The organism is Rhizobium rhizogenes NBRC 13257, from assembly GCF_000696095.1.
Lineage (GTDB): Bacteria > Pseudomonadota > Alphaproteobacteria > Rhizobiales > Rhizobiaceae > Rhizobium > Rhizobium rhizogenes.
In genome coordinates, this window is the sequence record NZ_BAYX01000025.1 from 98275 (window position 1) to 104573 (window position 6299).

Consider the following 6299-nt stretch of genomic DNA (forward strand, 5'->3'; position numbering starts at 1 on the left):
GGGGAAAGATCATGAAGTTTCGCATCGCTGTGGCGCTTGCCGCATTTATTGCCTCCTTTACCTCGGCCTTTGCCGAAGAACTGACCATCCGCTTCGGCTATCCAGGCATCGGCCTCGACAACCGGCAATATTCGCAAGGGGATGCAACGTCCTATGCCCGGGCTCGGGAGCTCATCGAAAAGGAATTTGTTTCCGACAAGGACGTCAAGATCGAGTGGACTTTCTTCCGCGGCGCCGGCCCTGCGCTCAACGAGGCCGTTGCAGCAAAGCAGCTCGACTTCTTCCTGCTCGGAGACCTGCCGGCGATCGTCGGCAGGTCGCGCGGGCTGGATTACAAGTTCGTCTTTGCCACTGGCCGGCATCAGCCGATCTACCTTGCAGTCCCGGCTGATAGCGATATCAAGTCGATCGGTGATGTCAGGGGCAAGAAAGTCGCGCTCTTCAAGGGAACCAATTTGCAGCTTGCCACGGATCGCGTATTGGCCACCCACGGCCTGACAGAAAAGGATGTCCGCTTCATCAACCTGGATACCAACGCCGCCGTACCGGCACTCACCTCCGGCAATGTCGATGCCGTATTCGGCGGCCCCGAGTTTCTGGCATTGGCAAAGAAAGGGATCGTGAAGATCGTCTATTCCACCAAGGGCGACGATCCGACGCTCGGACGAAATTCCTCCTATCTGGTCACGGCCGCCTTCGAACAGACCCATCCCGATATCACGCAGCGTGTCATCACCACCTTCGTGAAAGCGGCGGCATTCGCCTCCGATCCGGCCAACCAAGAGGCGGTCTTTGATGCCTGGGCTCTTTCAGGCTTCCCGAAGGATTCGTTCGACGCGGATATCGAAGGCGATACGCTGGCAAATCGGCTCAACCCCCTGATCGATGATTTCGTCATCACACGCTACAAGGATCAGGTGGCTCGGGCCAAGGCCTACGGTCTGATCAAGAATGACGTCGATGTCGACGCCTGGCTGGAGCCGAAATATCTGCAGCAGGCGCTCAAGGATCTGAAGCTGGAAAACTACTGGCCCAGCTACGCCGCCAATGGCGAGATCGCCACGCCCGGAACCCTCGACAAAAAGCAGACCAACTGAACGTCGATATGCCGGCCCGCGCCGATTGGCGCGGACGGCGTGTTGCCTCCGAGGACAAGAGATGACTTTGACAGTTGCGGCTGATCGGCCGGTAGAACGACGCGTGATCGGCCTATTGCCCATTCTGACCCACGCCGCTTATGCGCTCCCCCTGCCGCTTGTCCTGCTGCTCGCATGGCAGCTTTCGTCACAATACGGCTGGCTTCCGGGACAGATCCTGCCGGCTCCGCTGGTGGTCTGGGTAACGATCGTGGACCTGTGGAGCGACGGGATACTCGCCGAACATACATTGCGAAGCCTGCAACGCGTCGCCATCGGCTTTGCTATCGGTGTATCGCTCGGCCTCCTCATCGGCACGGCCCTTGGTCTGCTGCCCCGAGCAAAAGCATTCATCTGGCCGGTTTTCACAGCCGTGGCGCAGGTGAACATGCTTGCCTGGCTGCCGCTCCTCGTGCTGTTCGTCGGCATCGACGAGGAGCTCAAATATGTCAGCATCGCCTGGTCGACGGCGATACCGGTCATATTGGCGACGACACGCAGCATCACCGGCATGCCGCCGCAATTTATCGAACTCGGGCGCGTGCTCGACTTCACACCCGTGCAGCGCGTCTCAACGATCATCCTGCCGGCTGCGCTCCCCACCCTCTTCACCGGCCTTCGCGAGGGGCTGGCAGCGGCCTGGCAAAACCTGGTGATTGTGGAGCTGTTCGCCTCCTTCGAGGGTCTTGGCTATCTGATCACCTGGGGTCGCCAGCTATTCCAGCTGGAGCTTGTTATCGCCGCCATGCTGGTGATCGCCGTCATCGGCTTGCTACTGAACGGCGCGCTCGAATATCTGGAACGCTTCGTCCAACCCTGGAAGACGGAGGCGCGAAATGACCGCTGACACCCTGTCCTTTCAGCCGCTTCGAGGGGCCACAAGGCATTGGCGTCCATTTGCAGCCTTCGGTGCTATCTTCCTTGTTTGGCTGGCGGCGTCGCAGTTCGGATGGGTGGATCCCCGCTTCCTTCCCTCGCCGGCAGCGGTCGCAGCACGCGCCAGAACGGAATTCACAACAGGCACGCTGGCTTTCGATATCGGCGCAAGCCTGCGGCGAAACCTTATCGGTTTTGCAATCGGCGCCTCGGCCGGGCTTTTGCTCGGTCTGGTTCTCGGTTTCTCGCACACTGCGGAGCGGATTGTCGGACCGACGCTGCTTGCCTTTCGCCAGATCGCATTGTTCGCCTGGGTGCCGCTGCTGTCCGTATGGTTCGGCGGTGCGGACGCCGGGAAGATCGCCTTCATCGCCGTCGCCGGATTTCAGCCCGTCGTCATCAATACATGGCAGGGCGTAAGGGGACTGCCACCACCCTATCGGGAGCTGTCAGACGTGCTGATCTTCAGCCGCATTGACTTTGCACACCTGATCGCCTTGCCGGGCGCCCTTCCCGCCATATTCACCGGCCTGCACGCCGGCCTGATCTACGCCTGGCTTGCCACGCTCGGATCGGAACTGTTTCTCAACGTCACCCCCGGCATCGGCGGACGGCTGAACGAGGGCAGTCAGCTCTTCGAGATGGATCTGCTCTTCCTCGGCATCATCATTCTGGCCGCGATCGGCCTGTTCTACAATAGCTCGGCCCTCTGGCTGGAGACATGGCTTCTCAGGAGACGAACGAGATGAACCAGATATCCCCATCCACCGCCTTTCAGATCGGCGTTGCCCCTGCGCTTGAAATTAGCAAGCTCGACAAGAGCTTCATCGTCGCCGGACGAAGGGTCGAGGTGCTTGCGAGCATCGACCTTTCCATTCGGCGCAGTGAATTCGTCACCATCGTTGGAGCCTCCGGCTGCGGAAAATCGACATTGCTGCGGCTGATCCTCGGGCTGGATCTTGATTATAGTGGCGATATCCTCGTCGATGGCGCACGCGTTGTCCGACCGGGCCTCGATCGCTCGATCGTTTTTCAGGACCACCGGTTGTTGCCTTGGTTGACCGTTGAAGCCAATGTCGCGGCGGCGCTTCGGCGCAGCCCCCTCTCCCGGATCGGCAAAAAGGAAACAGTGCGCGAGCATATCGAGCTTGTCGGCCTGACACAGTTTGCCAAGGCGTATCCGGCGCAACTCTCCGGCGGAATGGCACAGCGTGTTGCCATCGCCAGAGCGCTCGTCAACCGGCCGCGCTTCCTGCTGCTTGATGAACCGCTTGGTGCGCTGGACGCATTGACCCGCCTACGGCTACAGGATGAACTGAAACGCATCGTTCAACATGAAGGTACGACGGCGCTGCTGGTCACCCATGATGTCGACGAGGCGGTTCATCTCGGCCACAGGATCGTCGTCATGCAGCCCCATCCGGGCCGGATCGCCACCATCCTGCCTATTCCGGAGCAGGCACGGCAGGATCGCTCGAGTCCGGAGTTCATCCGTCTGAGGGATGAGGTTCTGGGGCTTCTGGGTGTCGGAGCGACACGTCGGACATAGAACCATTGTGAATATCGACGCCAAGAAGGAAGGTGGGCCACGAAGCAACCGCGAGCGGCATCGTTGCCGTGCGTCAATCGACGGATGTGGTAGGCATCTTAGGGTCGTTGTCACGGAGACCCCGCCGCACAATCATTTCGTGGATAGCCGCCATCCCTTTTTCCCGTCGTCGGCTTTGCGGTCTGGCCCTGCGGCACCTCTGCATGCTCGGCACCATCTCGGGCACCGTATTCGTCGACGTTCTGCTCAACGGCCTCACCACGTTGAATGCCGCCCATTTTATGCCCAGGACCTCATCAACCGCGTTGCCTGGGCGAAAAACCGATCCCGATCAATCTTCATTCAAAGAAATGGACACCGTGTTCAAGATACTCAAGACAGCGGCAACTGCCGTTATATCCGTCGCAATTTTCGCGACTAGCGCCCTCTCGGCAGGCATTGACGGAGCACCCGCTCCCTTCGACAAGAAGACGGTCAACATTGCCGTCGTCAGCTTCCTTGGCAGTGGCGACTGGTTGCAAGCCTTCGAGGCCGGCGTCAAGCAGCAGGCCGACGCTCTTGGCATAAACCTCACCGTTTCGCAGGCTCGCAACGATAATGATGTCCAGCGAAGCCTCGTCGAGCAGGCAATCAATCTCGGCGTCGACGGCATCATCATCAATAACGGCCGGCCTGAAACTCTGAAGGATGTCGCGCAAGAGGCGCTCGATAAGGGCATCAAAGTCGTCGCCTACGACGTGAACCTAGATAATCCGCAAATCCCGCAAATCGAGCAAAGCGACAAGGACATGGCCAAGCTTGTGCTCGATCAGGCCATCAAGGACAAGGGCGATGGCTTTACGGGTGGCGCAGTCTATGTCGCCGGCTTTGCCCCTCTCGATCGACGCTACGACGTGTGGAAGGATTTCATCGTCAAGCACAATCTCAAGGAAAAGGCGGTCTGGGGCGTGGTCAACGACACAGTTCCCGCCTCGGTCGCCGACCAGACGAAGGCGGTCCTGCGCGCCAACCCGGACATTTCCGTGATCTTCACGCCATGGGACGAATTCGCAAAGGGCGCCAAGCTTGCCATCGATGAACTCGGCCTCTCCAGCAAGGTCAAGATCTATGGTGTCGACATATCGACCGCTGATATCCAGTTGATCACTGAGCCGGACAGCGCCTGGGCTGCGACGGCTGCCACGAACGCGGCCGTCGTCGGCGAAGTATCCGTTCGCGCTGTCTCGCTCGCCATCGCCGGCCAGTTCCCGGGACGCTCCGTTCTTCTCCAGCCGACACTCATTACCCGGGACGATCTGATAGGCAACAAGATCGGCACGATCGAGGAGCTGCAGCAGAGGTTTCCAGCCTTCCTGAAGAGCGATGCCGCTACGGCTGCGTGGATCCCTGCGGCCAAGAACTGAGCCGCGTCCGCAACTGCTCACAAGCGCTGCCCGTTGGGCAGCGCTTCCCATTTTCCGAAGGTATGAGAAGACCCATGGCATCGATCGATCTGCCCAAACCCGATTTTGCCCGCAACATGACGCTGATCGGCCATAGCGATATTGGCGGTCGCGGCGACGGACTGCAGCTTATGGTCCATCGCGGTTACGCCTATATCGCCCATCCCTGGTCACAGGGGTTTTCGATCGTTGACGTGCGAGATGCGAAAAACCCGAAAACCGTCAACTACGTGCAGGCTCCGGCCAACACATGGAACATCCACCTCCAAACCCATGGCGAGCTGTTGCTGGTCATCAACGCCCTGGATCTCTTCGCCGATGTCGAGTCTTTCACGGACGAAAAGGCCTACTACACCAAATCCGTCGGCGAGACGGTCGCCGCGGAGAAGCGCGAACGAGCCTGGACCGCGGGCATGACTGTTTTCGATATTTCCATACCCTACAAGCCACGGAAGATCGGTCAGTTGGACGTGGAAGGAATCGGCTTCCACAGGCTCTGGTATGTCGGCGGCCGCTATGCCTATGCCTCGGCACTGCTTGACGGGTTTTCCGACTACATCTTCGTCACCGTCGATATGGCCGATCCGACAAGACCCGCACTTGTCGGCCAATGGTGGCTCCCGGGCATGAACCGAGCAGCGGGCGAAGCGCCGAGCTGGGGCGATGGCAAACGCTATGCATTGCATCATGCGCTGGTGCATGGCGATACTGCCTATGCCTGCTGGCGCGATGGCGGATTGACACTTCTCGACATCAAAGATCGCGCGACGCCAAAGCTCATCAAGCACCATAACTGGTGCCCGCCCTATGGCGGCGGCACGCATTCGCCGCTTCCCCTGCCCGGCCGTGACCTTTTAGTGGTGGCGGATGAGGCGGTGCTAGACAACGAGGAAGACGGGCGAAAGCATACCTGGGTCTTTGATATCCGCGTGCCCGAAAACCCGGTCAGCATTTCCACTTTCCCGATCCCCGCCGAGATTGACTACACGAAGAAGGGTGGCCATTTCGGCCCACACAATTTGCATGAAAACCGGCCCGGTTCATTCGTCTCTGAAACGCTGATCTTTGCGACCTGGCAGAATGCCGGTATCCGCGCCTTCGATATTTCCGACCCCTACCATCCTGTCGAAACCGCCGCTCTCGTTCCGGCAGGGCCGACGACGATGACCGACCGTCGCCCTGGGCGGCCGAAGGTCATCCAGTCAGCAGATGTCTTCGTGGACGCCAACGGCCTGATCTATGCCACGGACTATAATGCCGGACTGGAAATCATCGCATATAGCGGCTGATGGGGTG

6 protein-coding genes are annotated in these 6299 nt (G+C 59.6%); all 6 read left to right on the forward strand.

All coding sequences use genetic code 11. From position 1 onward, the window contains the following. The first annotated feature begins 11 nt into the window (after positions 1-11). Entirely contained in the window at positions 12-1097 is a 1086-nt protein-coding gene (locus RRH01S_RS35050; RefSeq protein ID WP_042477206.1) for an ABC transporter substrate-binding protein, read from the forward strand. A 61-nt stretch (positions 1098-1158) separates the two neighbouring features. Further along, a complete protein-coding gene (locus RRH01S_RS35055) occupies positions 1159-1983 on the forward strand; it encodes an ABC transporter permease (RefSeq protein WP_234711801.1) in 825 nt (274 codons plus the stop codon). Beyond that, the gene (locus RRH01S_RS31285) at positions 1973-2761 is read left to right on the forward strand and encodes an ABC transporter permease (RefSeq protein WP_042477209.1); all 789 of its coding nucleotides are present in this window, start codon (positions 1973-1975) and stop codon (positions 2759-2761) included. Before RRH01S_RS35055 ends, RRH01S_RS31285 begins: the two co-directional genes overlap by 11 nt. Beyond that, entirely contained in the window at positions 2758-3561 is an 804-nt protein-coding gene (locus tag RRH01S_RS31290; protein ID WP_042477212.1) for an ABC transporter ATP-binding protein, read from the forward strand. The genes RRH01S_RS31285 and RRH01S_RS31290 overlap by 4 nt, the downstream gene beginning before the upstream one ends. Before the next feature lie 359 nt (positions 3562-3920). Continuing rightward, complete coding sequence (locus RRH01S_RS31295) at positions 3921-4964, forward strand: substrate-binding domain-containing protein (RefSeq protein ID WP_042477253.1); 1044 nt, start codon at positions 3921-3923, stop codon at positions 4962-4964. A 74-nt stretch (positions 4965-5038) separates the two neighbouring features. Further along, positions 5039-6292, forward strand: a complete 1254-nt coding sequence (locus RRH01S_RS31300; protein ID WP_042477214.1) for an LVIVD repeat-containing protein — start codon at positions 5039-5041, stop codon at positions 6290-6292. Positions 6293-6299: the final 7 nt, after the last annotated feature.

What these genes read in the sequence shown, in the direction of transcription:
- RRH01S_RS35050 (WP_042477206.1), top strand. Translation starts at nt 12, where the DNA reads ATGAAGTTTCGCATCGCTGTGGCGCTTGCCGCATTTATTGCCTCCTTT.
- RRH01S_RS35055 (WP_234711801.1), top strand. Translation starts at nt 1,159, where the DNA reads ATGACTTTGACAGTTGCGGCTGATCGGCCGGTAGAACGACGCGTGATC.
- RRH01S_RS31285 (WP_042477209.1), top strand. Translation starts at nt 1,973, where the DNA reads ATGACCGCTGACACCCTGTCCTTTCAGCCGCTTCGAGGGGCCACAAGG.
- RRH01S_RS31290 (WP_042477212.1), top strand. Translation starts at nt 2,758, where the DNA reads ATGAACCAGATATCCCCATCCACCGCCTTTCAGATCGGCGTTGCCCCT.
- RRH01S_RS31300 (WP_042477214.1), top strand. Translation starts at nt 5,039, where the DNA reads ATGGCATCGATCGATCTGCCCAAACCCGATTTTGCCCGCAACATGACG.